The sequence below is a fragment of the Nocardia anaemiae NBRC 100462 genome, assembly GCF_001612725.1.
GTDB lineage: Bacteria > Actinomycetota > Actinomycetes > Mycobacteriales > Mycobacteriaceae > Nocardia > Nocardia anaemiae.
The window spans coordinates 79841-104759 of the sequence record NZ_BDAZ01000001.1; the positions used below are offsets into that span (position 1 = coordinate 79841).

22 protein-coding genes are annotated in these 24919 nt (G+C 63.7%); 3 read left to right on the forward strand and 19 right to left on the reverse strand.

The features are described 5' to 3' along the window. Positions 1 to 79 precede the first annotated feature (79 nt). From NA5_RS00370 to NA5_RS00415, 12 genes are all read right to left on the reverse strand, one after another. Positions 80 to 850 (reverse strand): phosphoribosyltransferase, encoded by a 771-nt coding sequence (locus NA5_RS00370; RefSeq protein ID WP_062980622.1) that lies wholly within the window; start codon positions 848 to 850, stop codon positions 80 to 82. After that, positions 847 to 1764, reverse strand: coding sequence for a DNA-processing protein DprA (locus tag NA5_RS00375; RefSeq protein ID WP_218020026.1), 918 nt, complete (start codon positions 1762 to 1764; stop codon positions 847 to 849). The genes NA5_RS00370 and NA5_RS00375 overlap by 4 nt, the downstream gene beginning before the upstream one ends. A 281-nt stretch (positions 1765 to 2045) precedes the next feature. Continuing rightward, positions 2046 to 2288 (reverse strand): hypothetical protein, encoded by a 243-nt coding sequence (locus NA5_RS40050; RefSeq protein ID WP_157110160.1) that lies wholly within the window; start codon positions 2286 to 2288, stop codon positions 2046 to 2048. Between the two features lie 11 nt (positions 2289 to 2299). Then, on the reverse strand, positions 2300 to 2836 hold the full coding sequence (locus tag NA5_RS00380; RefSeq protein ID WP_062980625.1) for a YbaB/EbfC family nucleoid-associated protein: 537 nt from the start codon (positions 2834 to 2836) through the stop codon (positions 2300 to 2302). A gap of 13 nt (positions 2837 to 2849) precedes the next feature. After that, positions 2850 to 3266, reverse strand: coding sequence for a DUF3558 family protein (locus NA5_RS38965; RefSeq protein ID WP_169811238.1), 417 nt, complete (start codon positions 3264 to 3266; stop codon positions 2850 to 2852). 100 nt (positions 3267 to 3366) lie between these two features. Further along, positions 3367 to 5895 carry a TPR repeat domain-containing protein gene (locus NA5_RS00390; RefSeq protein WP_062980629.1) on the reverse strand — a complete coding sequence of 843 codons (2529 nt, stop codon included), beginning with the start codon at positions 5893 to 5895 and terminating at the stop codon, positions 3367 to 3369. Next, entirely contained in the window at positions 5892 to 6179 is a 288-nt protein-coding gene (locus NA5_RS00395; RefSeq protein WP_062980631.1) for a hypothetical protein, read from the reverse strand. Before NA5_RS00395 ends, NA5_RS00390 begins: the two co-directional genes overlap by 4 nt. A 152-nt stretch (positions 6180 to 6331) precedes the next feature. After that, positions 6332 to 7048 carry an ESX secretion-associated protein EspG gene (locus tag NA5_RS00400; RefSeq protein WP_062980633.1) on the reverse strand — a complete coding sequence of 239 codons (717 nt, stop codon included), beginning with the start codon at positions 7046 to 7048 and terminating at the stop codon, positions 6332 to 6334. Further along, on the reverse strand, positions 7048 to 8361 hold the full coding sequence (locus tag NA5_RS41590) for a hypothetical protein (protein WP_174555174.1): 1314 nt from the start codon (positions 8359 to 8361) through the stop codon (positions 7048 to 7050). The genes NA5_RS00400 and NA5_RS41590 overlap by 1 nt, the downstream gene beginning before the upstream one ends. Before the next feature lie 14 nt (positions 8362 to 8375). Further along, complete coding sequence (locus NA5_RS00405) at positions 8376 to 9056, reverse strand: DUF3558 domain-containing protein (protein ID WP_084483774.1); 681 nt, start codon at positions 9054 to 9056, stop codon at positions 8376 to 8378. After that, a complete protein-coding gene (locus tag NA5_RS00410; RefSeq protein WP_062980637.1) occupies positions 9053 to 9436 on the reverse strand; it encodes a hypothetical protein in 384 nt (127 codons plus the stop codon). Before NA5_RS00410 ends, NA5_RS00405 begins: the two co-directional genes overlap by 4 nt. Before the next feature lie 135 nt (positions 9437 to 9571). Next, on the reverse strand, positions 9572 to 10063 hold the full coding sequence (locus NA5_RS00415; RefSeq protein WP_062980639.1) for a hypothetical protein: 492 nt from the start codon (positions 10061 to 10063) through the stop codon (positions 9572 to 9574). Positions 10064 to 10240: 177 nt separating this feature from the next. On the opposite strand from NA5_RS00415, the gene NA5_RS00420 reads away from it, so the two are divergent. After that, positions 10241 to 10537 (forward strand): helix-turn-helix domain-containing protein, encoded by a 297-nt coding sequence (locus tag NA5_RS00420; protein ID WP_062980641.1) that lies wholly within the window; start codon positions 10241 to 10243, stop codon positions 10535 to 10537. Between the two features lie 174 nt (positions 10538 to 10711). On the opposite strand, the gene NA5_RS00425 is transcribed toward NA5_RS00420, so the two are convergent. Next, positions 10712 to 12151, reverse strand: coding sequence for a hypothetical protein (locus NA5_RS00425; protein WP_157110163.1), 1440 nt, complete (start codon positions 12149 to 12151; stop codon positions 10712 to 10714). A gap of 433 nt (positions 12152 to 12584) precedes the next feature. Between NA5_RS00425 and NA5_RS00430 the strand changes: the two genes are divergently transcribed. Next, positions 12585 to 12935: a hypothetical protein gene (locus NA5_RS00430; protein ID WP_157110164.1), complete on the forward strand. Its 351-nt coding sequence runs from the start codon at positions 12585 to 12587 to the stop codon at positions 12933 to 12935. 259 nt (positions 12936 to 13194) lie between these two features. Here the strand turns inward: NA5_RS00430 and NA5_RS00435 are convergent, their stop codons facing one another. Further along, positions 13195 to 18135 (reverse strand): DEAD/DEAH box helicase, encoded by a 4941-nt coding sequence (locus NA5_RS00435; RefSeq protein ID WP_062980647.1) that lies wholly within the window; start codon positions 18133 to 18135, stop codon positions 13195 to 13197. A 561-nt stretch (positions 18136 to 18696) separates the two neighbouring features. On the opposite strand from NA5_RS00435, the gene NA5_RS00440 reads away from it, so the two are divergent. After that, on the forward strand, positions 18697 to 19278 hold the full coding sequence (locus tag NA5_RS00440) for a GNAT family N-acetyltransferase (RefSeq protein ID WP_169811240.1): 582 nt from the start codon (positions 18697 to 18699) through the stop codon (positions 19276 to 19278). A 1074-nt stretch (positions 19279 to 20352) separates the two neighbouring features. Here NA5_RS00440 and NA5_RS00445 read toward each other — a convergent pair. From NA5_RS00445 to ssd, 5 genes are all read right to left on the reverse strand, one after another. Continuing rightward, complete coding sequence (locus NA5_RS00445) at positions 20353 to 20970, reverse strand: type II secretion system F family protein (protein ID WP_062981220.1); 618 nt, start codon at positions 20968 to 20970, stop codon at positions 20353 to 20355. Between the two features lie 39 nt (positions 20971 to 21009). Beyond that, positions 21010 to 21648 carry a type II secretion system F family protein gene (locus NA5_RS00450; protein ID WP_307188853.1) on the reverse strand — a complete coding sequence of 213 codons (639 nt, stop codon included), beginning with the start codon at positions 21646 to 21648 and terminating at the stop codon, positions 21010 to 21012. Between the two features lie 342 nt (positions 21649 to 21990). Next, positions 21991 to 23178, reverse strand: coding sequence for a TadA family conjugal transfer-associated ATPase (locus tag NA5_RS00455; RefSeq protein WP_062980653.1), 1188 nt, complete (start codon positions 23176 to 23178; stop codon positions 21991 to 21993). Next, positions 23175 to 23567, reverse strand: a complete 393-nt coding sequence (locus NA5_RS00460; RefSeq protein ID WP_062980655.1) for a hypothetical protein — start codon at positions 23565 to 23567, stop codon at positions 23175 to 23177. Before NA5_RS00460 ends, NA5_RS00455 begins: the two co-directional genes overlap by 4 nt. Beyond that, positions 23564 to 24673 carry a septum site-determining protein Ssd gene (gene ssd / locus NA5_RS00465; protein WP_062980657.1) on the reverse strand — a complete coding sequence of 370 codons (1110 nt, stop codon included), beginning with the start codon at positions 24671 to 24673 and terminating at the stop codon, positions 23564 to 23566. The genes NA5_RS00460 and ssd overlap by 4 nt, the downstream gene beginning before the upstream one ends. Positions 24674 to 24919 lie beyond the last annotated feature (246 nt).

The following is a 24919-nucleotide window of genomic DNA, read 5'->3' on the forward strand; positions in this document are numbered from 1 at the left end:
TGTCCTGAAATGGTGAAAGGTGCTCTGAGCTGTGATAATTCGATTTGCTTAGGATCGAAGTCAAACGAAATGGGTTGATTCAGGGGCATATCCCGCCGGTGACTGGACACTGCAACGGCTCGTAGTCGTTGGTGAGGTGCGTCGAAATGAACGACTTGGTGGGCGTATGGCTGGTGTTGAGCCATCGGCCAATGGCCAAGATGCTGACGTTCGCGGCACCTGCGGCGCGCAAGGCCAGCGTTGCCGATTGGGCGCGGGACCCGGTGACCCAGGTGTCATCGAGGACGAGCACATGCTGGCCGCGTACCGATCCAGGCTGGTTGACGGTGAACAGGGCGTTGTCGATCGGACGGTCGTCGTGCACACAGGTGGCTGCTGACAGCCGCACTGATGGGTCGAGCGCGTTCATACCGGTGGCCAAGTCGTCGAGCGGGTGGGTTCCGGCGCGTTTGCGCAGCGACGGTACGGTGACCCGCAGTGTGACCGGGGAGCCTACGACCTTCCCGATGCAAGGCTCGTGAAGAACGATGCCCAGGAACAGGATTCGGCTGATGACAGTCTGCAATCGCCGTCGTACCGCTGGCATCGGATCGTCCTTGTAGTGGCGCAGCATGTTGCCCGACTGCTGGGAATTGATGCCATAGGCCAGGCAGGCCACGAGGTCGGCGATGCCGGCGGTCGACAGCGCGCTCTGGCAGCGGTAGCAGCGGTTATAGCCGTCGACGGGGCCCGCGCAGACCGAACAGGTCACGGTAGGGATGTGGAGAGTGTTGTGCAAGTACCCCCCGGCGGAACTGATCAGCTCTATACGTGTGCGATTGACGAGTTCAGCGCGACTTGCGGACGTCATGGCAATCTGAGGTCCTTCAAGCTCGGTGCCATCGTTGCGGTGTTGACGGGCATATCGAGGATGTCGTCGATGATGCCGAGTACTTCGGTCACACTTCCGGCCTCGTATACGCCAGGTCGGCCGAGCAGGGACTTCCCCCAATCTGTTTTCTGCACTACGAGATCACTCAGGACAACTGGTCGGCCGTGCTCGACCGCCACTCGTGCTTGTATTCGGGCACCGCTGATCTCTGATGCCTCGACCACGACTGACGCTCTGCCCAGACCCGACATGGTGGCGTTGCGCATCGGGAAGGTCTGCTTGTTCGGTGGTGCGTCGGGCCAGAACTGCGATACCAGCGCACCTGCTTCTGCCACCTGCATGTGTAACTGCTTGTTCTGAGCGGGATAGGTACGGTTAATCCCTGTGCCGATCACACCGATAGGTCGACCTCCACGGTCGATTGCGGCCTGGTGCGCGGCAGTGTCGATGCCCGCGGCCAGCCCTGACAGGACCGCGATCCCTCGATCGGTCAGCCCGTGTGCGACGCGGCTTGCGATGTCTAGCCCGCGCGGCGAAGCGTCTCGAGATCCGACCACCGACACCCCGATCTGTGCGGGATCGAGGTTGCCCCGGACGAACAGGACCGGGGGTAGCTGATGGATCTCTCGTAGTGCCAACGGATAGCCGGCGTCGAGGACGGTGACGAGTGTGAAGTCGGCGTCGGACCACTCGGCGAGCTGCTTCACAGCGGCCGCGATGTGACCGTTCGGGTCTGAGTGGGCCTCGTGGCCGCGAGGATAGTGTTCGTCCCACAGCGCGGTAGCCGATTGCCGCAGCGCCACTTCCGAAGCGATCTCGGGCCATCGCATCTTTGCCGGGCGGGCGTTGAGCAGCGCGAGCAAAACCGCTGTTTCGATGTCGGTGTGCGCCACAACGGTCAGCATAAGGTCTGCGTCGCGGCCTGATGGGCTCTTGATGATGCTGGACGAAATATGTTGCTACACAGATAACTTCGCGCCGCCTAGCTCCAGCAGCAGTGATGGTCCAGTTGAGGAGAGGTGAGGTGATCGATCTGGCAGAGGCCACGAAAACTCCAGCTCACAGCAGCCCTCGACGATCTGAAGCGGCCGGATGCCGAGTCGCGCCGCTGCGCTATCTCGTGGCCTCCGCACACAGACATATCCGAGGTATCTATCGAATAGTGAGCGATTCGCTAGTGATCCATCACGACGCCGACGACAAGATCTCCTTCGAGGTCGAAGTAATCGACCCGAACACCACGGTCGATCGGCATATCCTCCACCGCACGAATTGCTATCTCGCACACCGCAAGCCGCGCGCCCGTAACCTCATCGGGTATCTGTAACCGCGCGCTTGTGGAGAACGACGACGGCATGCTCGCGCCGGTGAAGAACGCCTGGCTGATCAGGTCGCCAGTAACCCCGGCGACGGTCAACGCGTAGAGATTCAGTGCTCGAGCCATCCCTGGCGCCGCTTGCGCGCGTAGTAGTCGTCTTCTTCATCCCAGTCGTCATCGTTTCGGGTCGTGGCGGGTCCCGTTGACGTCGTACTGGCTGGCGGCGGCGATAGTGGCGCACGAGGAGGACTGTCCACTCTGGATGTTGCCGTGGGAGTGGTCCTGCGCGTATCGGGCCCGCCCGGTTGCGGTGTCGACGGCTGCACCATTGGGATCGGCAGCACATCTGGCTGAACAGTCATATCCACTACTCGCGCGACCTGCGGATCGTCCATCAGTTCCTGCATTGCCGCGGCGGCACGCGGTTCGGCATCCTGAACCGCTTGCCGATACGCGTACAGGATCAGGTCGGATAGTCCGCTCGGGCCCGCGGCGACGGCTTGGGTATCTACCGAAATCGCCTGCAGGTGTCCTTTCGAATCGACCTCGATCGTCACGCCACCGACTCGCGCCAACCCGCGAATCTCGGCCAGCGCCTGCTGTGCTCGCAGGACTTTGACACCGACCTCGTCGTAATGACTCGCCACGATTAACCTTCCGTCACTTGGCGGGTGGGATGTGTTTTTCCAGCACGGTTACTACGCGAGTCAAATCGCCGCATAAGTCTTTCAGGCCACCGAAAGAGTCTATGAACTCGAACTCGACATAACCTCCGCGCACATCGAGTCTCATAAGGCAGTCGAACAGTCCAGGGGTGCCCGTACGATGGTCCAGGTCGCCAAGATGGTCGCCGATCGTTATCGACTCCAGGTCTCTGGTCTTGCTCTTCTTCCATGCAGCAGCACCGTCCCCGGCCTTGTACTCAATGTTTATTGAGAAGGCTGGATCCGCGCTGAACAAAGTGCATGTTTGCTTTGGAGGCTGTGCTCTTGTCTTGTGTGCGGGATCCAGACCAGCTTCCGTTAGCGCGGCATCAGAAAAATCTGAGCAGGGATCCCATTTCGGGAGATCGGACACTGATGGATTATTCGCACTACACCCTGCCGAACAGATTCCGAGCGCGACGGTCGCGACCACAAAAATGGGCGACCTGGTTCGCGGGCGAATCAATTGAACCTCATTTCCATTGATTGGCGGCGGTCGGCACCTTGTCGCCTCTGAGGACTGATACGAAGAGCTGTTGGTCAGCAGTAGTCATGTTGCCGCCGAACACAATCTGGTTGACTTCATTATCCCCGCTGTGGGCATCGTCCATGTACTGGTTGAGGCGGTTCGGGTTTACTCCCGCGCCTTCAAGGATCTGCGGAATGAGTGTCGCGTCAGCGCTCTTGATTTGTTCGAACGGTTTGAGTGTGCCGTTGTCGGCCAGGTTGCCCGGGAGCGTATGGGAGTCAATGCGGCCCGAGTCGACGAGCGCTTCGAGCATGGTGTAGCGGCGTCCCGCGCTCGCTCGTGAGTCGGTTTGTACTTCGGTGAGGTCGAGGTTGTCGTAATTGATCGCTGGGTAGGGGGTGGCAGGCTTGTCGTTGATCGCGCCGACGGTGGGGTCTTTGAGGAAGGCTTCGATGGAGTTGGCCATCGGCGACCACACGTACTTCTCGTACGGCAGTGCCTTGACGCCCAGGTTTATGTACTCCTTGGCGGTCATGAATCCGGCACCGAGGCGCTCTTTGCGGTGGTCGCTTGCCGATTGATCGTCGTAACCGTGAAGGCCGCTTTCGGCCGCGATACCGCCCTCGACGAGACCACGTAAGCGCCCCGAGTCCAGAGCCAACTCCGGGCCGCCCTGTCCGAGAGCGAAGGCACTGTCGAATTGGTGGGCTTGGGCGATGGCGGCACCGTTGATGATGGCGGCCGCTTTCGGGTCGCCGTCGAGGAGGGTGAAGACACGGGTGGATTCGACCGGATTGAGGGTGCCGAATCCGTGTGTGCCGGTGAGGTTTTCCGGAGCGCCTGCCATGTTGCCGACGTACGGCGCGAGGGCGCCAGCGACATGCTGGGCGACTTGCGGGGTCATCTGCCCGCCGTGGGGCATCTTGACGTCCGCAGAGTTCTCACCGGTCGACAGGACGTTGAAGTTGTTGGTGCCGTCGGAGGAATGGGTGGTGGACAAGATCTGAGCCAGACCCTGCGCGGACCTCCCGGCAAGGTTGGCATTGTCGAGCTGCGACTGATAGTGCGGGTCCCCAGGAAGGACGGTGACTTGCGCGTCCTGGTGGATCCAGTCGAGCATCGAGTTGATCGCTGGACCGTTGGTTCCGTCGGGCCAATGCCGTTGCAGCAGCGGCATCACATCGGTGTCCGGATGGTAGCCACTTCCGAGTACTTCCGGTCCGCCTTGACCGGTGAGGATGGCGGTGGTTCCTTCGTGGTTGCGTGAGGCAATCTCAACCGACTTGCTGATCGAATCATCCAGCGGGTAGCCGGAATCCGGGTTCAGCTGGTTGTTATGGGTCTGCTGCCAGGCCAGGTGCGATCCCTGGCGGTACAGTTCGGTCGACGTCTTGGTGCCCGGTTCGATACCTTGATCGGACATGCCCAGCGCATCCAGGAACTTGTTCTGTTTGGTGAGGAACGCGTTCATATTCGCGCTCTCGGGGCGCTGTCCCATGTCGGGGTACTGCTGGGTATTGGCATCAGGCCCCTGAGTGCCCGCGCGGGTGGAGATCAATTGCCTGACGTCGGGGGGTAACCGGTCATACCCGCCGGGCGAGGTTGGTTTGCCGTTGGCGCCCACACCGGTACCGACCTTCTCATCCGACAGCATCAACAGTGCATTGCTCATCGCCGCCGCGCTGGCCTGCCCGCCGGGTCCCTGCGCCTTCAATTGCTCACTCGCAGCGATGAAGCCATCCGCACCCGCGCTGTTGAAGAACTGCTGGGCGAACTCCTGCGTCGCGGCCGGGATGGTCGCACCGTTCCCTTGGAGGTACGCCGTGAGCTGCTCGGGCGGGATACCGGAGGCTTTCATGTCCTCACCGAGTTCGGTCAGCAGCTCTGGGGGAATCGGCTGCCCCGAGGCGACCGCGTCGTGGATCTTCTTACCCAGAGCCGCGCCCGCTGGCCCGCTCAGAGCGGTGCCGCCGCCATCCTTGCCCCCACCCGGGCCGCCGTGCGCGGCAAGGTCCGCTAGTCCGGCGGCGATGGTGGCTTTCGCCGCCGCGACAGCCGAGCCGGCATTGGCCAACTGCTCTTTGAGGCGGGTCTGGTAATCGGCGGCGGCGCGGTTCAGGTTGCCCTGCACCATGGCGGCCACTGCGTCGGTCTTGGCGTTCGGGAACTCCGGCGCCGTCACACCACCATCGGGCCACACCGACATCCCGGCACCGGTTGCTTCGCTATAGATCTTGACCACCGCAGCCTGGTACCCAGTAATAGCCGACCCAGCGCAGGTGAACGATTGCGCGACAGCATCGGCGGCCCGGAATGCCTTCGAGGCAGCGAGGAATTCGGTCAGAGCTCGCGCCGAGGCCGCTGAGGCGGCGTTGCCCTGCCAATGCAACGCTGTATTGTCTACTGCGCGTTGCGCTTCGGCCATCCGGTCGGAGAAGTTCTTCCCTGCAGCCGCGATATCGTTACCGGCCTGCGTCAAGGTTTCGGGCTTCCAACTGAAGACCTGGGAAACGGTCGGAACCTGAATCGTCATAGCTCAGCCCGCAGCTTGTTCAGCTGGTCGGTAAACGCCTGCTCCACGGCCTCATAGTCGTCGGCGCTGGTACCGGCAGCATCCGACATCGCCCGCAGACTGTCGGCCTGGCGCCCGAAGGCGGCCGAGAACTTCTGTGCAACATCGGTGGCGACCTCGCCAAGATCGGTGTCGGGCATCACCACCTGCTCCAGACCGGGCATCGGTATGTATGCGATCGCATCGGCCTTGCTCGACAAGTCCTGAGCCAAGCGGCGAAGCGCGTCGAAGTCGGCCTTGAGCATCTCCCCCAACAGACTTACCTCCCCATCACGGACATCAGCCTCGGGGCGACGCTATCACAGCAACACCGGGCAAGCCCGGCCGAGATCACCCGTAAATATGTGGCTATCAGACCGGTGAACTGGGTAAATTCAAGACGCAGGTATGCAGGCCGTCAGCGGATTCCAGCGAGATGAGTGATGTGCTGGGCAAGCTCGCTATCGCCGACAGGGGTGAGTGTCAGGTCGTGGCCGATGGTGAGCAGGTAGCGACCATCGCCGGTGAAGTCCAGCCACGTGCGGTGCCGTGGTGGCGGCGACATCGGATCCTCAGGGTTCACCGTGATGGTGAGGTAGCCGCGGGCATCGATCGGGCGGCGCAACACGTGCCGAAACCGCTTGGCACGGCGGCTGTCCTCGGTCTCCTGCCACTGGCCGGGATCCGAGAACAACACCGCCCGCCGAGGCTCCCGCATCACCTCCAGCGTGCCCACCGGCACCGAACCCATCGCTGCGATCAGGTGTTTGGCGACGTTGCGAGCATGACAGGACACCAACGTGACAGTGCCGACGGTCGCGAGCACGGCCGCGCCCCAGTCGGAGAACACGGCCCCGAGAGCCAGGATCGGGTCGGGCAAACGCTGCCCATCGGCGAAGCGGTCACCGAACACGGCGATCGTCGTGACATCGGTCCGGGCGAGAAACTTCAATGTCCCAGTCAGGTCCGGGTCACCATTGAGCGGAAACCGCTCGGCGAGTTTCAATGCGGCCCTTGCACTTTCGGTGCCCACCGTGCCCCGAGGCGCGAGATCGATCGGGTAGGGACGGCGATCGCGCCTGGTCTCGGTCGCCCAGACATGACTGAACTCGTCCGGGGTGAACACCCACCGCACTACCCATCCCCTCGCGGCCTATTGTCAGACCTCCTGGGTGGGGGTGGTGGCGCGTCATCGGTTGCGTCCCAACCGATCACGGCGGGCATCGTCGGATCAACCTTGCCCAGCTCCTCATACTTGCGCCGCAAATAGTCGGGGCTGCCCTTGCCGCGGTCGGAATCCGAACCCTGCCCGCGCCCGGCCCCCGGCATCCCGCTCATCGGCGCAGACGAGCTGCCCGTCGTCGGGCGCGCGCCAGCCGTGTTGGACGGGTTGGTTCCCACAGGTGACGGTTGTTGCCCCGGAACCGATGTCCCCGGTCCATTCGGACGGCTTCCGGGCGATCCTGGGACGCCACTGGCACCACGAGGAGAACCCGATACGCTGGAGCCGGGCGAGCCCGGGGTGGAAGGCGCCGCGCTCGCAGGTGATGCCTGCGTCGCAGGGGTAGTGCCGGCAGAGGCCGTTGGTGTGTTCGAGGTCGACGAAGGTTTCGTTGCGGCAGGGTCATCCAGCGACGACGACTTCGTCTGTGTAGGCGTCGATTGGCTGTCTGGTTGCGGGTTTTCGGCAGATGGCTGCTCAATTGACTGCCCGTCACCGGGTTCACCATTCTTGCCGTTCTCGCCGGGACTAGCGCCAACATCGACTTGGCCGGGGTCACCACCCGGCTGCTTACCTGCATCGCTGGGGCTGAGGGCAGCGGGGCCGGGCGGCAACGGAACGAACCGTGGAACACTGTCACCTGACGCAGGCAAGGTCGGGTTGTACACGAAGTTCATCGTGTCCTGTGCGGTCGCCTCGGCCTCGGCTGCCGCGACGTTGTATGCCGTGCGCCGGTCCGCCCCGTTCGCGGCTTCCATCGCCGGATCGGTATCTTCCTGATAGGGCGGGGGCGGTGGCGGGATCGCGGCTTTGACCGTTTGTGCGGCGCTGGAATTCAGGTCCATCAGGCGCTGAACCGTCAGGGCTGTGTCGTGCTGTTCGCCTCCCGCGGTTACGAACGCGTCGGTCGACTGTTGGGCGGTGGAGGCGAATGTTCCCGACCAGGACGCGAATTCGCTCTTCACGTCTCGGGAGAATGTATCGAAGAGCTCGTGAAGCTTGTCGGCTCGTTTGCTCCACTCGCTTGCGATCTGTCCCATAGCACCGGGGTCCAGCTTCTCGTGCACCAGATCCCAGATCTGCTGGTGCCCATAGCTGTCGAACGACTCCCGATCGGGAACATAGGCCGGATCGACGCCAGACGACCCGAACCCACTCACATGAGCGAGCTGGCTCTGGTGCTGGCTGATGTCGTCAGCGATCTCTTTACTCGTCCGTCTACCCACGCCGCCCTCCCGATTCAGCTGTCCCCGATACGCGGAATGATCCCATGCACCAAATCGACCATCCCCGAACACCTTTCGGGAGCTGGTCCGGCGAGGTGATCCGCGAAGATGATGCGGTCGAAGTCGATGTACCCCACCTTGGTCTGCAACAGAACAGTGCATCCGGTGCTAGGCGCCTGCGGCCGCACGATCAACGCAGCGTGACCATCGATGGTCGTGTCTTGGATCTGAGCGCTCTCGTCGGTGAACTTCGCCCGGCCCTCGTCCAAGGTGCGGTTGCCCGATAGGACACCCAGGGTGTAGGCCTTGTCCGGTGACTTAAATGCACAACCCAGGAACGTGTACTCGGCGTGGATGTCGGTCGACCGTTTGCGTGAGCGCGGGTCATATCCGAGATGGCTGATCGTGTCGTCATCGATCCAGGTGCAGGGGTCGAACGCGACGTCCGGGCGGTTCTGGTTCTGCTGCTTCGGTGGCTGCAGGTCGGGCGCGGTCAACGTCGGAAACGGTGGCCGGCCTGCCGTGCTCGCCGCGGTCGAGCCTGATCCGGAGGCCGTCGCGGCAGAGGAACTGGCCACCGGGTTTCCAACTCCTGATGTGGAGCATCCAGCTACCGTCAACGCACCCAAGGCCAGAATCGAGACAGCCGAATAGCGGCGAAAGATCTTGGGTAGCAATGCTTTTACTACTGTCACGCGGGATCCTCGAGTTGGTCGGTCGCGACTTTGATCGCTGCGCGGTTCGCGGCGTCGGCGTCTTCGAACTGTTTTCCGGCCGCCAAATACGCCGCCTTGTACCGCAAGACCGTCTCCCGCAACGCGGTCAACGCCTCGATGTACTCGCGCCCTTTCGCGCTGAACCCCTTGGCCAACGCATGCCCGGACGGAAGATCGGGAAAACCCGTCACGTTGACCAGACTCCAGGCCGCCGCGATCTCGTCTTGCAATCCATCCGCCAGCGTGTCGCAGGAGGCTGCGAGCCGTTTGGCGCCATCCTCGGGCAACTGAAACAGTCCGGTCTTGGCGGCATCATAGGCCGCTTGAGCGTTCTTCTGCCCCTTGTCCGGTAGCGCCATGACCGCACACCCCCTCCGGTCTCGACCGCCGGGCATGGCTGACCCAGCTTCGGTGGGAAAAGCGTATCAGTGCGCGCGTGCCGACATTCGGCGCTGACCAACCGCCCAGATCGGGCTAGTTTCTCGTTCTCGTACTCAGCGCGGCAGCAGCGGGACCACGGCGTTCGCGACCTCGATAGCGCGATCGTCGGACGCGACACGACTTCGTGGCTCCAATCGCAACACCTCGATGCTGAACGAGCCGAGGATAGATGCGAAGATCAGGTTGCAGTGATCGCCGGCCCTGTCGGACGCCGGGCGGTACCGCAGGCCGCGCCGGTCCGCGATCCTGACCGGGACAAACTCGACCCCGGCTTCCTTGCGTGTGAAGTCGTCGACTGTGTAGACCTGCGACCACACATCGATCGAGTAGGTCCGCGGATTATCGTGACCGCCGCATCGCCTGAACCCGTCGATCCGGTCGATGCCGCCGATGTCCGAGCTGAGTGTGGACGGGTCGACGCCGATCTGCCGCCAGACATCGTCTCCGATCAGGGAGGGATTCCACAGTGCATCAGCGGCCGCCTTTCTGTCGGTAGCACTGCCGCGGGCGACGAGGGCTGCGCTGGTTTCTGCTTTGTCCTGCACGCCGTGCCTCCTAAGCGCTGCCAGCCAGGAAGGCGGCAATCCGGTGTTATCCCGGCGAGAATATGTGTCCTAACATGCTCTTTGTATCGCATGCGATACATTCACGTTATCGTACATACGTCCTGCTGCACAGCGAGCTCATGGGATTGGTCAGGTGAGGCATGCGATGATGCGGCCATGCCGGTGCCGGAATCCTCGCTGTCTCCGCAACAGAGGAGGGTGCGCAAGATGAGGCGGGACGCGGTCGGCGCAGCCATTCGCCGTGCCCGTGAGTCGGCTGGGATGACCCGAGACGATCTGGCAAAGGTCTCCGGTGTTTCACAACCCGCTATCGCTCGCATCGAGCTGGGAAACAGCAGCGTCCAGATCGACCGATTGTGGGATCTCGCCGAGGCATTGTCCACCACGCCCTCAGCACTCCTGGCCGACGCCGAGAAGCACCTGCCGCCGGCGGCAACGACTGCACGCCGTTGATTCTTGCCGGGATGGCCTGTGTGGCGACCGCGTGAAGGTGAAAATGAGCTGCGATCGAATCGCGTTGCAAAACAACGTGATTCGATCACGATTAGCTTGGCAGAGTTAGCTACCGCAGCCCATTCGGATTGCTGGGAGTGCACGGCGGACGGTGCTCGCCGGTTCGATGTCCCTCTAGAGCCTGTGCTTGGCGCTGCCCATCAGGAAGGTGCGGATCGGGTCAAGTGCGTTGACGAGGCGTCCGACTTGGCGGGGATCGAGTGTTTTACCTACGACCGCGCGGTGGACGAGGTCGTTGATGTTGCGCAGCAAGTGCTCAATGGTCTGATCGCCGGTTGGTACTTCGGGCGGGGGCGCGCCGTGGCTGAGTATGGCGATTTGGTTTTGCGCGATGAGCATCTCGGCTTCGGCCATTCCGGCCAGTGTCGCGGCGCATCCGCTGACTCTCGATGTCACTCGCACCCGGTCGTAGCATGAGCATGAGCGGTTGAGCAGCAGGATGCGCACGTGGTCCGGTGGCCCGAGTGTCTGCCCGAAGCGGTGTTGGATCTGTTCGTCGCTCATTTCGGCCTGGTTGGCGAGGTAGCGGGCGATGAGGTAGTCACCGGGGCCGCGGAACCGCAGGGCACGGAGCAGTTCGATGGCTTCGACGGGCTTGTCGTCGACCATTTTGAACAGCGAAAGGGCGTCTCGTTTCAGCTGTTTCGCCTTATGGCCGTCCATCTGAAACAGCCGCAGCAATTCGGCCCGGGTGTCAGTGAGTTCATCGTTCTTCAGTAGCTCCGGGTAGGCCAGGCTCACCCCGGCCAGACGCGCGACGAGCATCACCACATCAGCGGAAGTCGGACATGCAGGGTGCTCGTCGTCCTTCTGGAGGGCCCGAAGGTCGGTGACCACCTTCTGCAGTGAAGCGATTTCGCCCTCGGGCTGCCGTCCGATCATCGCTTCGGCGCGGTCGATGTGGAACTGCGAGAGCACGGCCCGCACCTTCAGCCCCAAGCGCTCGCTGATCTCCTTGTCCCAGCGTTTGATCTGGATGATCGCTTGCATGTGCTGCGGTTCGTAGAGCGCTTGGTCGAGCATCCGACGGGTCCGCTCAACAGCGCCTTCGCTGCCACCATCACCTGCCTGCAGGATCAGGCGGGTCTGCTCGGAGGCGGTGTTTCCACTGCCTCCCGGGCCCGCGGCGAGATGCCGATGTGCCTGCACCGCCGCGTCATTGAGGCTCAGCGTCGCTTCGGTGGCCTCGATCGAGCTGCTCGCACCGACCCGAGCACGCACATTCTTTGCGCACTCGATGATCTCGCCCGCGTGCGCAGTCAGGTTGGCGGGTGTCCCAGAAAGCTTGTCTACCAGCGCTTTCGCCGAAACAGCTAATTCGGTGTCATCGTCGGCGGTGCTGGCGGCAGCGAATCGATCCCGAAGTTCATCGGTCCCTGTGGGGGCGGCAACAAGCCGGGCGCCGGCCTGTCGGTCGTAATATTCCTGCGCCCAGGTGCGCACATTGGCGGGTGCATTCATTCCTGGGGTCGTCCGGTATCGCTCGCACAGCGCCGCGCACACCGCGCCCCAAAAGTGATCCGGGAAGTGCCGGCGCACCGTCTGATCGTGCACCCCGGCGAGCTCGGCAAGTGTCGATCGAGCGGGCTGGGGGAGGTACCGGCCCTCGGCGGCAGCGCTTTTCACGAGGTCATGTGCCGCGTCCAAGATCTTTTCGCGGGTGTTGTGAACGCGTGCTTTGTCCGACGGTCGTGCACTCGAATCAGCCATGAGACCTGCGATCCCCTCGTCGAATTAGCCCCAATGTGAAGCCAATTCACCGTGCCAGCGTGATGGACGGCGCCCCACCTTCGGTTTTCGCCCTCAACATCACTTTCGAGCATTGAAGCGTAGCTGCAAATGCGCCTACCCAGAAGTAATCTCATCGATGTGACGCCCGAGTCGTCACAAAAAAAGTGGCGTCTCCCGTCCCGGGGAAACGCCACTCACGGCAACACACCAGTTAGTTCACCAACGCCAGTCAGATCACCGTAGGAGGGTGCGCCACATGGGCAACAGTACGCCCAGTACGTCTCGTTCTGGTAAAAAATTCCAGAACACCGAGGTCGGCACCGTGAATGCTGCCATCGACCGGCTCGGTCCTGCGGCTGCGGCCGCTAACACGAATATTCCAGCAGACCGTCGGAACCCGAATGCCGATAGCAGCGATATCGCGGCGGACATCACCGTCCGGGGCACGTTCACGATCAGCGCACGTCAGATCGCGAAGAAGCTGAAGTGGCCGACAGTCATCGCGGGATACATCATCTGCGTACTGTTCGTCCCGCGGGTCGACGTCGACTTCGAGTTCACCCCCGGATCCCGCACTCCGACAGTGGCAGTCCACACCCAGCAGTAGGACATCAACGAAAACGAGCGTCCCTCCGATCGGAGGGACGCTCGTTTTCATGTTCACGGGGCATGGTCTTGATCTTCGCGGACAAGAAGTCCGGCAAGGAACGCCGAGAGCGAGGAACTGTGGCGTTGCCTCGAGTACCTACGACCTGGCGACACCCGCGTGGTGCCCGCCCTGGACCGGCTCGGCCGACTTCCTGCCCGCGAAGGCTGTCAACGCGGACCCTACTTGAGAAGCACGACTGTCAAGAGTTCTTGGCATCTCACTTGAGCGAGTCGACGATCTTCATCGTCTCGACCGCGACGTGGGTGACTCGTCGTATGAGGTCAACGATGTAGGTGGGGCTGTCGTGCTCGTCGCACCAGTCGTTGGGGTCGTTGATGATCCCGGATGCTGGGTCGGACTTGACCTGGTAGCGGTCGATGATCCACGCTAGCGCCGAGCGGGGACCGAGCATATAGCGTTCGGCGTCGGCCGGAATACCGGCGATGGTGATCTTAGGGTTGTAGATGATGGTGGTGCGGTCGTCGACGTTCTTGCCAGTCTCGGGATCTTTGGTCTTGCCCCACTTCATCTTCAGCACCCGCCATGTTGCGGGGTCTTCTGCGTTCGCACCTGGCTTGAGCTGCACATCGAGGTCGTAAGGTGCAACCTTCTCGTAGTCCACGTGCAGGTTCGACAGCGCGCGACCGGCGGTGGCGAGTTGCTCGAAACGCTCCCGGGTCTTCGGGGTCGGAATGTGCGGGAGCATCTTCTGCAGATCAGCCGCGTAGACCTCTCGGTACGCGGGATCGTGCAGCAAGCCGTATACGTAGAAAAAGATGTCGTCCCTGGTGACCTGCTGGCCCATCGTGTCCTGATAGTGGGTGAGGATGTCGTCGGTGATGTTGTCGATGCGACGGTAGCCGTGAGCATCGATTGCATCGTCGCTGTCGCAGGTGAGGTCAAGTTCACCTTCGCGCGGGGTGGCCTTCTCGTAGGTCCATCGTGGGAAATACTGGCCGGTGTCGAGCAGGTGCAGGTCGGGCAGCAGATCGGTGATAAACGGGGTGAATTCGTAATGCGACGATGGACCCGTCAAGACGATCCCGAGGTTGGTGTGGTCCGGGGTCGGGAATATCGAGGGCAGCTTGTAGACCATGTTGTTCAGGTTTCGATGGAAGTAGGACACTTGCTTGGTCCAGGGACGGTAGGCCGAGATCCGCTCGCTGTCGGCGTCGAATGAAATGGCGCGGTCTCGGGAAAGACTGGTTTTGAGATCGCGTCCCCAGCTGACTCTGCGGTCGGCGTTGTCGATGGCTCCTGCTTTCAGCAGATCTCCGATGTTGGCGGGGGTGAGTTTCGCGATGCCATGTGCGCTTTGGTAGGTGCGCAGCTCAGCGCGGGTGGCTTCGTAGGCGTCGATCATGGTCGTGACGGACTTGTTAAGAGTGGTGCGTGAAAAGTTGTAACACCACGGGTCGCGGTTGGTGCCGAGACCGAGGGAGTACATCGCGAACACGGCTGGACTGAGGTCGACGTTGTCTTTGTTGCCGATCGCTGGCCACGATTCGAACTCGTCACTGCGGTGGTTAATCCAGTCGCCGTGGGCGTTGGGCGTAATGGTTTGCCAGTCGATGGTGTCGAGGGTGCTGTCGTTGACGATGCGAAGTTTGTCGTCGCGGGTGCGGTAGTCGCCGATGTCGCGGTAGTGGATTTGGCATGGGCCGGTGTGGGATGGGTTTTTGACGCCGACGAGGATCGCGACGGTGTTGCGGCTGCCGGAGCCGAAGACTTTGCCGCCCTCTTTACGGGAAAGTTCGCCAGCGGTGCGCTGGTTTCCACGCAAGTTGTAGACGTAGATACGGGAGTATTCGTCTGCGAGGGAGAGTCGAATGCCGTCGCCGCTGTTGGAGTCGATCCAGCCGCCATTGGACACGAACGCGACCACGCCGGATTCGCCGATACGGTCGGTTGCCCACCGGAATGCTCGGACATAGGAGTCGTAGAGGTTGCGTTTGAGTCCCGCGCTGGATCGGGCGGCATAGGTGTGCTCGATGCGTTTGTCCAAAGTGGGGTAGGCCAAGTTGGCGTTGGCGTCATTGGCACTTGTCTGGCCGACCGAGTACGGAGGATTGCCTATAACGACATTGATGGGGGTGGAGAGTTGCCTGACGATTCGGTCGTTGTTCTGGGGGAACATGACCGCGTCGAGGCTGTCGCCGTCTTCGGTGATCTGAAAGGTGTCGGCGAGGACAATCCCCTCGAAAGGTGTGTACGCCGAAGGGCTCTCGCGGTTGAGGAGCGCATGATAGGTGGACTCGATGTTGACAGCAGCGATGTAATACGCGAGCAGCATGATTTCGTTGGCGTGCAACTCATTGGTGTACTTGCGCGCCAGGTCGTTGGGCTGGATGAGCCCTGACTGCAAGAGTCGGCTCATGAAGGTGCCTGTGCCGGTGAAGGGGTCGAGGACGTGGACACCTTCGTCCGTCAGGCCGCGGCCGAAAGCAGCGCGGGAGGCGTCGTCGGCGGCGTGGAGGATGAAGTCGACTATCTCGACCGGGGTGTAGACGATCCCCAATGCCTCGGACTGCTTCTTGAAACCGATGCGGAAGAACTTCTCGTAGAGTTCGGCGATCACCTTCTGTTTGCCAGCGGCGGTAGTGACTTCTCCAGCCCTTACCCGCACAGAGTCGTAGAAGCCTTGAAGTTTCGCGGTTTCGGCCTCGAGGCCGGAGTCACCGAGGCGGTCGACCATCGTCTGCATCACACGAGAGACGGGGTTGTGGGAGGCGAAGTTATGGTCGGCGAACAATGCATCAAACACCGGTTTGGTGATCAGGTGTTGACTCAGCATGCTGATCGCGTCGTCGCGGCTGATTGAGTCGTTGAGGTTATCGCGGAGGCCTTGGAGGAACTGCTCGAAGGCCGCCGCGACGGCCGGGTCGGCGGTGTCGAGGAGGGCGCCGATGCGAGTGATCTGTGCGGCGGCGATGTCGGCGACGTCGGACGCCCAGTCTTCCCAGTAGGCGCGTGTACCGACTTTGTCGACGATCTTCGCAATGATCGCTTCCTGCCACTCCGACAGTGAGAAGAGCGCCATCTGGGTGGCCATCTGCCCGCCCGAATCCGGTGTGGACTCCGAGGTGTCGGAGGTGGTGGACGCCCCGTGGCCCACCGATTCGTGACCGTCGGTGGTGGGGCCGATATGCCCGCCCATCAACTGGTCGCTGCCCTTGCCAGTCTTAGTGTCCGATTTCGCATTCAACGCGATGGAGTTGACCATCGCGTTGAACCGGTCATCGTGGGCGCGCAGGGCGTTGAGAACCTGCCATACCACCTTGAAGCGGCGATTGTCCGATAATGCCTGCGAGGGGGAAACCCCTGCGGGGACCGCGACGGGCAGGATGATGTAGCCATAGTCCTTGCCGTCTGACCTACGCATTACCCGGCCCACAGACTGGACGACGTCGACCACCGAGTTGCGCGGGTTGAGGAACATCACAGCATCCAGAGCGGGCACATCCACGCCTTCGGACAGACAGCGCGCATTGGTGAGGATCCGGCACTCGCCCTCGGGGACCGGCGCCTTGAGCCAGGACAATTCGGCATTGCGCTGCAGGGCGTTGAAAGTGCCGTCTACGTGGCGCACCACGCAGCGTAGGTCGCGGTTGGTGTTGTCGGCGGCTTGGCCGTCGTTCTCGTTGTCAGCGAGCAGATCCCGGTAGGCATCGACCACGGCGGGGAACACGTCGGCGACCTGTTTGGAGGCGGCGATATCCTTGGCAAACACAACCGCCCGGCGCATCGGTGGCTCGCCGGGAGCGAATCCGATGCCGTCCGGGGTCCTCCCGGCCCGTTTGGCCAGACCGTTCCAGCAGCCGACGATTTTCGACGCGTCGTCCAGGCGTAGCTCGCTAAATTCTCCGGCGAGCTGGGTTTGCATCGGCGAAGCGATCAGTTGCTCGTCGACGGTCAGCACGATCACCTTGTAGTCGGTGAGCCGACCATGTTCGACCGCCTCCCCGAACGAGAGCCGATGGAACTCAGGACCGTATTTGGTCTCATCATCCATGGAGGTCACTTCAGCCGAGTGTTCCTCGGCCTGCTCGCGAACCTTCTCGTCGAACAAGCGCGGGGTCGCGGTCATGTAGAGGCGGCGATCGGCGCCGAGGTAGTCGGCGTCGTGGACGCGTTGGAAGTTCGACTCTTCGACCCCGAACAATTTCACACCGGTAGTGCGGTGTGCTTCGTCGCAGATAGCAAGGTCGAACCGATCTACCCCGTTCTGCTGCGCGGCGGCGACGACGGGCAGGGACTGGTAAGTGGTGAACACAACCGTCAGGCCCTTGGCGCGCTTGCGACGTCCCATTTCGGTGGCGAGCTTGCCGGGATCGGTGGTGACCGGGATCGCGACGTCATGGATGCCCAAGTCCTCGGCCGAGCGCGAAACCTTGGTATCCGAGCACACTGCGAACGCCCGTAGGTCCAGCTGCGTCTGCGCGGTCCATTCCCGCAACGTTTGCGCGAGTAGCGAAATCGAGGGCACCGCGAACAAAACCCGGGCACTGCCTCCATTTTCGACAGCGGTGCGTTCGGCGATCTTCAAAGCGGTGAACGTCTTGCCGGTGCCGCAGGCCATGATCAGTTTGCCGCGGTCACTGCCGGCCTCGAACCCGGCGAACACAGCGTCGATAGCGTCTTGCTGGTAGGGGCGGGGACCATGACGCTTCGCCTCCGACAAGTCGACGCGCAGCTCACCAGCTGGCCAGGCGATGTTCCAGTCGATCGGGGACTCGGCGATCTCGGCCAGCCCGATCCGCTGCACTGGAGTGATTTGGTCTTCGAGCGCGTCCTCTGCGTTGCGGCTCCACCGGTCGGTGGTGGAGATGATCACCCGGTTTGTGAACGGCTTCTTCCCTGACGCGGTGAAGAACGAGTCGATGTCGACTTTGGAGAGGGTATGGCTGGGCTCGTAGAACTTGCACTGGATCGCGGTGTACTCGCCAGTATCTCGTTCACGGGCCACCAGGTCGATCCCGGTGTCCGGTTTACCGGCGCGGCCCGGCCAATCGATCCACCGCCACACGGCATCGTACTGCTGGGCCAGCATCGGGTCCAGCTCGAAGTAGCGGACCATCAAATGCTCGAACTTCGTGCCCCGCTCCGAGTTCGACGGCGCCTGCCGGAACGCCTCGATGACTTCGTGGACAGAACCCATGAAAGACCGACCTCCCGCACCGACAACCGTGTTCAGATCATCTTGCCCAACCTGACACACGCATGACCGCACAGGTTCATATTCCGCGAGCCTCCGCAGGGTCTCGACCCCCGACTACGGAGCATGAAACTGGGCGCAGCTCGTCCAGTGTCCTCCCTCAGTGCTTCGGCGTAATCAGCTACGCCATCTTGCTTTGTTCTGGGCGGGGCAGGCCCATCACGCACAGCCACACATGAAATCATCAGAGACGCAACAACGCTCGCGATTCACAGAATCAGGTCAACCGGTATCAATCCGGCGTCATCCCCGGCACCCGCCGTCGCCGACGCACTCAGCTTCTCCGCCACGCACATGACCTGGGTATGGGCCGAGGCCAGCGGAGGCTGGACGACCTACTCCGCACGAGAAATTAGCCCCGCTCAACCAGGCGAGCAGAAGGGAATACAGACCAGTTGGAGACGGGTCCTTACTCGTAGAACCTGCGTTGGCGATAGTGTGCAGGGTTTATCGGTCGTTGACGACATAATGGCGCTCGTGATTTCTGGAATCTCACTCGACGATATGACCGCTGGCGATGCGCCAATCGTCAACTCGTGGTTCAGGCATGACGAGGCCACCGTCGATGAGCTCTGGGTTCCACACGGCTATCGAGTCGATGACGAACGGTCTCAGGCTCATCAGGCCAAATCGCTGAAGCGCAAAGACCGCAGGGGCGAGATGGTTGAGCTGATCAGTACACACGCGTGGGTAGTCCGAGATCCTCACACAGATGCGCCGATCGGGTGGATCGCGGGGAAGGTGTGGCCGTGCCATGACCACTACAGCGACATCACTGAGGGCCAGATGCCCGGGGATGCCGACGATCTTCCGTCCGGGACATTCGAGCTGAATGTGGCTCCGTCGCACCGCGGTCAGGGATATGGGCCAGCTATGCTCACCGCAGTGGGGAACCACCGCATGCTGCGGAACACACAGCTCTGGCTAGGCATCGCTGTCAAGAATGTGCCCAGCCAGACCGCCGCCAAGCGCGCCGGATTCAAGCATGAATTCACGACGGCGCACTACCGGATCGAGGGCGGCGACGACCTCCGGATCGATTTGCAGAAGCACATGATGCACTTCCGTCGTATCGCGGCGGCCTAGATCTCTTGCCTGCATCTCCTGCCTCCCGTGAGATCAGGCATGCGCGGCAGCTGGAGCTCAACGGCATCCCTGAGCTTCCATGTCGAGGACAGTTGCGGTTCAAATGGTGGTGGATGGCGGTGGCGCTGATCGTGTCCGCTCCAACCCGGATCACGTTTTCGATGGTGCACGGTGCACCAGGTCTTGGCCAGTTCGGTCAGCGCTCTGCGAAGGTGTTTCTCGCAGTCAATGCTGGGTCAGCCCGAATGCTGCCGCTGGCAACAGCGGCGGACAGTGTCGCAACTCACTCGCGTGTGATCTTAATCATATATGTGGGCGATCTTGGCTACGAAAAGGAACATGGTGCCGATCTGCGACGAAACCAGCGTATCCAGAGCTTCGCTGCGCTAAAGCGACACGACCTGCGGGGGACACGGCCTGTGCCGCGACTTCGCCGGTACTCATTCCGTCGTCCGCGACCAACACCCGCAGCACCCGAGCCCGCACTTCCGCACCAACGTCTCGGACGCGGCACCGCTGACCTTCGAGCAGGGCGCCAATCCGTCGGTGCGTGCCCAAGCGCCGCATCACCCGGTCCCGCATCATTCCCATTCGCACCGTCTTCCCCTCTCATTCCCGCCCGCGCGGCCACTCCGCGCCGACACGCTTTTCCCCGCCACGCACTGCCCAGCTCCGCGCCACACGGCCCGACCCTCCGGAGCGCAGCACTACTGCGCGGCGGGATCGTTCGCAGCTCAACACCGGTTCGCCCAGGCACCACCAGGTCGACAATGTCTTGCGGAGGTGGCCTCGGATCGGTGCTGTTTCGCACCGCGAATTCCGGCTCGGCGGTTCCGCGCTGCGGCGTGCTCGCAGCAGCCCACCTCACAGAAGTCGGCAGAAGAGGCGGGTGACGAGGCCGACCAAGACAGAGGCCACGAGGCGGCAGAGTTGCGCCTCGCTCAGTTATCTCCGAATCGGTGGCGCATGGCGCTGCGGCGTCCGTAGTAGCCGCGCGGTCCGGGCGGGCAGTGCCTCGCTCGATCGTGCGCGTACCCGTGGCTCGCGGTGCGGTACTTCCCTGCCGTGCTGTTCTCATAGCAGTCCATCTCCGAGGACGCGGCTGGCGAGGCCTATTACTACGGGGACGATGCCGAGGCAGACGAAGGCCGGGAGGAAGCAGAGGCCCAGGGGGCCGCCTATCAGGACTCCGGCACGTTCGGCGCGGGCGGCGGCCGCGTCTTCTACTCCACTCCGGTGCTGTTCGGCCAGTTCGCCGACGGCGGTGGCGAGTGAGGCGCCGGAGCGGGCGGAGCGCCTGGCCATACGTGCCAGCGACTCGACCTCCTCGGCCCCCGGTTGGTCTGCGCCGTCGCGGGCCACCTGGTCCCAAGCGGTTGCCGCGTCCGCACCGAGTGCCAGCAGCTCGGCTGCCTTGCCCAACGCCGCGCCGAGAGCTGGCGGCGCGCTGGGTGCCACCGCACGGGCTGCGGATGCCATCGGCAGCCCAGCTCGCAGGCAGGCGGCCACCAGGTCGAATACCGAGGCTACGGCCAGCGGATCGCTGTTGGCACCGCGCGAAGATGCCGAGGCGACCGGCTGCGGGCCAACCACTCGTAGTGCCCGCAATCGCCGATTCACCGCAACTCGTCCAGGCGACACGACCAATGCCATCGCGAGCAAAAGCACTGGAGCACTGGTGATTTCAGTCATTCGCAACTCCTTCACATGGGTGCGTCCAGGAGATTTTTTTCACGCGAATACCTTTCGCGTGATCGCGTCGGTCCACAGCAAGCCGATGCACGCCAGTGCTGCGCCGAGTGGCAGCAGCACTGTCCCGGCGCCCGGGCTCAGCAGTACGTGCAGTGGCGCGGCACCCATCAATTGGCCGAGGCCGATACCCAAGACCGGCAGGCCCGCCAGGACCGCCGCAGTGGCGCGCGCACCGGCCAGTGCGGCAGTGGTGCGCGTGCGGAAGCGAATGCGCCCCAATAGGTCCATGCGAGCGGCCGCGAGTAGCTCCGCAAGGGCGAGACCGTGATGCTCGGCGACCTGCCAAGCGTCGGCAATCCTGGCGAGTTCGGCGGCGACGATGGAATCGGGATCGCGCAACCCATCCGCGCCGGAGCCGCCGAGCCTGCTGCGCGCCGCGCTCACCGCGAAGGCACGTGCGGCCTCCCCGCGCGACTCCTGCGCGGCAACCTCCGCCGCCGCACTCGGATGCGCACCTACCCGCAACTCCCCGATTACGGCCCCGAGCGCGTCCAACAGATAGGCGCACTCCGCACTGCGCCGCCGCTCCCACCTCGCCCGCCGCACCCGAAAACCGACGGTTCCCCCGACCAACACCGCCGCAACCAACGGCCCGACACCAACGGCCGATGCCCCCACGATGACAACCCCGAACGCCACTCCAAACGCACTGCCCCGCCAAAGCTTTCGAGCATCGCCTGACGCCGTGAACAGTCTGACGAACCGGCGCCGCGAACTCGGCGGCGGCACCAGTAAAACCCCGATCGCCAGACACACCAGTCCCGCGATCATCGACCCAGCCGTTCGCTGGCCAGCCCTCGCGACCGCGCCATCCGACTAGCAATTCCCGAGTGCATCGCCGCCGTCATCATCGGTCGAGCCGCCCGCGAAACAGGCACGGCGTCAGTGCGGTTGAAGCTGAGCGCATGCTCGACAACGAAGCCCTCCACGCTGAACGCGCCCAGCGCGCCATCGCCGCATTCATCGGTCGAGTCGTTCGGAGAGGAGACGGGTGAGGGCGGAGGAGGCTGGGGTGGGGGCTCGGTCGGCGTGCCAGGCGGCGGTTATGGTGACGCGGCCTTGGCGGTCGCGCTCTACGATGCCGATTTCGCGGAGGCCGCGGGAGCCGTCGGCTCGGCGGTGGACGTGCAGGACGACTTGGACGGCGGCGGCGAGTTGGCTGTGGAGGGCGGCTCGGTCCATACCGCCCAGTGCGGCAAGGGCTTCCAGGCGGGCGGGCACCTCACGGGGTGAGTTCGCGTGGACCGTGCCCGCGCCGCCGTCGTGGCCGGTGTTGAGGGCGGTCAGCAGGTCGACTACCTCGGCACCGCGGACCTCGCCGACGACGATTCGGTCGGGACGCATGCGCAGGGCCTGCCGGACCAGGTCGCGGACGGTCACCGCGCCGACGCCCTCGACATTCGCGGTGCGCGCGACCAGGCGCACGACGTGCGGGTGCGGTGGCGCCAGTTCGGCGGCGTCTTCGACGCAGATGATGCGTTCGTCGGCGGCGACCTTGGCCAGTAGGCCGGACAGCAGCGTCGTCTTGCCCGCGCCGGTTCCGCCGACCACCAGGAAGGCGAGTCTGGCCCGAATGATCTGCTCCAGTAGGAGTTTCGCTTCGGCGGGTACCGCACCCGCCGCGGCGAGCGCGTCCAGTCCCTGTGTTGCCGGACGCAGCACGCGCAGCGATAGACAGGTGCCGCCGTGCGCCACCGGGGCCAAGACGGCGTGCAGCCGGACTCCGAACGAATCCCCCAGTGCCGCTTCCCTGCCGGACAATCTGCCATCCACCCACGGCTGCGCATCGTCGAGGCGCCGCCCGGCCGACAGCGCCAACCGCTGTGCCAGCCGACGCACCGCCGCCTCATCAGGAAAGACGACCGAGGTTCGTTCCAGCCCATGGCCCCGATCGATCCACACCGCATCCGGCGCGGTCACCAGGACATCGGCGACCCGCGGATCCTGCAGGAGCGGCTCCAACAACCCCGCCCCGGTCATCTCGGTCTGCAACAACCGCAATGCTCGCAGCAGATCGGTATCACCGAGCACGCCACCGGCCTCGGCCCGGATAGCCGCCGCGACCTGCGCCGGATCCGCATCCCCCGACGCCCCGGACAGCCGCTCCCGCACCCGGTCCAACAACTCCGACGTAACCAACGCACTCACCGCGAACCCCTCCCCACCGAACCGTCGGCAATGGTCTCCCCCGACATCCGGCACATCGCCCACAGACTCGGAATCACAGATCGCCCATCGCCGAACACTTCACCCGAGAGCGCAGACCGCCCTATGCCGAGCACCGCACCTGACAGCGCAGACCGCCCAAGAGCGAACACCGTCGGAACTGCATGCGCGGCGCTCCGATACCGCTGCAGCAGCATGTATTTCACCGGCCCCACGCGCCCCGGCACCGCGCGCCGCATTTCCATGCCCGCAGCGCTGAACCGATCCAACAACTGCTGCAGCAGCTCGTACTTCACCCGCCCACGCGCCCTAGCGCCACACACCAGAGTCCCGCATCCGCGGCGCAACGACTCGGACGTGACCGCACTCATCGCAGCCCCTGCCCAGCCGGTGCGCTGAGCACCCCGAGTACGGCATCCGCGGCATCGCGCAGCGGCCCGCGGCGCAGAGTGAGCCCGCCGCGTTCCAGGCGGGCGGCCAGTCCGGGTTGAGCTCGCACGGCGGCTAGTAGCGGAAGGTCGAGGACCTCGGCGACTTCCGGACCGCGGAGCCCGCCGGGGGCCGGGCCACGGACTACCAAGCCCTGGTTGGGATTTCGTCGACCGATGTGGGCGGCGACCGATTCGGCGGCGGCTACTGCGCGCAGGCGGGCGGGGACGACCAGGACGACGAGGTCGGCAGCGTCGAGTATTTGGTCGGCATGCGGGCCGCGTTCGCCCGAGATGTCGCATATCACCAAATCGCCTGCGGCACGGCCCGCTTCGATGACGGCGCGGATGGCGGCGGGACCGATCTCGGCGGGCAAGCGTCCGGCGCCGCCGCGGCCGCAGGACAGTACCGCCAGTCCCGGCGCGGCCGCGGGTAGTGCACTGTGCAGTGCGGCGGCGGAGACCCGACCGTCCTCGATCACCAGATCCGGCCAGCGGAGTCCGGCCCCTGTTTCGATGCCGAGCAGCAGGTCGAGGCCACCGCCGAGGGGTGCGCCGTCGACGAGCACGGTGTCGCGACGGAACCGCTCGGCGGCGGATCGCAGTCCGGTCGCCGCGGCCAATGTGGAGGCGCCCGCACCGCCGTTCGCACCCGCGATCGCGACGACGACACCGTCGCCCACGCGGTACTCGCCGTGCTCAGCAAACTTCTCGATAAGCCCGACCGCGGCACCCGGCAGCGCGATGACGCACTCGGCACCGACTGCCGCGGCCGCCTGCCAATCGGCCAGTCCGGGTTCCCCATCCGTCACCAACACGATGCCGATTCGCCGGAGATAACCGGCCCGCGCACAGCTCTCGGCCGCCACTGTGTCGAGGACCACCAGAGGCGCCGCAACCCACGTGTGCCGACCGACAGCTAGCGCACGCTCGTCGAGCTCGCGCTCGGCAGCCGCCGCGACCCGGCGTACCTCGTCGAGCAGCCGGGTGTCCTGGATGAGCACGAGCGCGGGTGGCGGCGTGAGTGCCGGAGCGGCTTCGAGATTCATGCAGGTCAGCCTGCTCGAAGACAAAGCCGGGCAGAAGACGCAATATGCCGAATGTGGATAACTCGGGGGGTGTGGATAAATCCGGAGGGCCGAATCCGGGAGAACCTCCCCCGAAATAGAGGACGGCCCCAGCCGGGGGGGGAGGAGGCTGGGGCCGTCGGGTTCAGCCCCGGGGGGTCGGGCTGAACGCGCCTGGACTATGTCCAGGTGCCAGCAATACTACACCCAAGCCCGGGCCACAACGCA